The organism is Streptomyces sp. NPDC037126, assembly GCF_055605965.1.
The window spans coordinates 1-1,488 of the sequence record NZ_JBVJTD010000088.1; the positions used below are offsets into that span (position 1 = coordinate 1).

Genomic DNA, 1,488 nt, shown 5'->3' on the forward strand with positions numbered 1-1,488 from the left:
TAACGCCTTCCAGATCGCCTTCGAAGGACGCCTCACCCCCACCACCAGCCACTGAACCTCAACAACCAAGATCAGCCGTTGACTGGACACACCCGACGGCGGCAAAGGAGTCAACGTGGCCCGGGTCCTGCACAGTCTCGGCCACCGGATCGCCGTGACCGGATTCGCCGGGGGCCCGACCGGCGCCGCCGTGCGCGCCGAACTCGCCTCGGCCGGCCTCGCCGACCACCTCGTACCGATCGAGGGGGAGAGCCGCCGAACCGTCGCCGTCGTCGACGACCGGGACACCACGGTCCTGCTGGAACCCGGACCGCGGGTCACTCCCGCCGAATGGGCGCGGTTCACCCGCCGGTACCGGGAACTGCTCGGCGGTGCGAGAGCCGTCGTCCTCGCCGGCAGCCTGCCGCCGGGCATGCCCGCGGACACCTACGCCGTGCTCGTCGCCCTGGCCCGCACCGCGGCCGTGCCCACCGTCCTGGACACGGACGGCGAGGCCCTGCTGGCGGCACTCGCCGAGGGCCCGGACCTCGTCAAACCGAACGCCCACGAACTCGCCGTGGCCACCGGTGGCGGCGACCCGGCGGCGGGCGCGGCCGCACTGGCCGCAGCCGGCGCACGGGCGGTGGTCGCCTCGCTCGGCCCCGACGGACTCCTCGCCAACACCCCGGACGGAGTGTGGCGGGCCCGGCCGCCCGCCCCTGTCGTGGGCAATCCCACGGGCGCGGGGGACGCGGCGGTCGCCGCCCTCACTCTCGGGCTCGTCACCGGACGCACCTGGCCGGAGCGGCTCGTCGAGGCCGTGGCCCTGTCGGCCGCCGCCGTGGCCGCCCCGCTCGCCGGGGACTTCGACCCCACCACGCGCCGCGCTCTGCTCGGCACGGTGACCGTGAACCCGGTGCCGCTGTGCGGTACCTGACGCTCCGGCACGGCTCGTGCCACGGGACCCGGCACTGTCGTCGACGACCGCACAGCCAATCGCTCACTGCCGGACAATGCAGGAGCCCGCGCTCCGCGCCGGTGGTACGCCCATGCGGGCCCCGCGTCACGAGCCGGCCTAGTCGCCAGGACGCCCCACGTGTCCGAGGCGGGGACGTGGCCTCTCCCAGGACGTGCGAACCGCGGCCGTCCCGCAGGAACCCGACGGCGAGAGGGCGCTCGAAGGACGAGGCCGAAGTCACGCGGTCGATTGCTGTCGGCGGGACCATCCGCCCGCCGGTACGCCTCGATCGGGTTCCGGGACGGAGGCGCGGCTGCTCCCTGAGGTCCGCCCGCGAGCTGCTGGCGGAACAGACCGCGGCGCCGCGCACTGCTCCCGCCACGCGCGCGTGCACGAGTCACAGGGCGGCTCACCGAGACGGTGGTGCAGAGCCGTTCGGGGATGGTGTGTGATATACCGCGTCGTCGCAGGTAGCGGCGGTTTTCGCGGGACGTGTAGGCCTTGTCGGCCAGGACGCGGTCGGGCCGGGTGCGAGGCCGGCCGACTCCGGT

The 1,488-nt window shown here is 74.5% G+C and carries 1 protein-coding gene and 1 pseudogene; one reads left to right on the plus strand and one right to left on the minus strand.

The features are described 5' to 3' along the window. Positions 1 to 82: 82 nt before the first annotated feature. Positions 83 to 916: a 1-phosphofructokinase family hexose kinase gene (locus ACZ7FF_RS44940; RefSeq protein ID WP_470820549.1), complete on the plus strand. Its 834-nt coding sequence runs from the start codon at positions 83 to 85 to the stop codon at positions 914 to 916. Between the two features lie 461 nt (positions 917 to 1,377). On the opposite strand, the pseudogene ACZ7FF_RS44945 reads toward ACZ7FF_RS44940, so the two are convergent. Next, positions 1,378 to 1,488, minus strand: a pseudogene (locus tag ACZ7FF_RS44945) (IS5 family transposase); the annotation flags it as partial.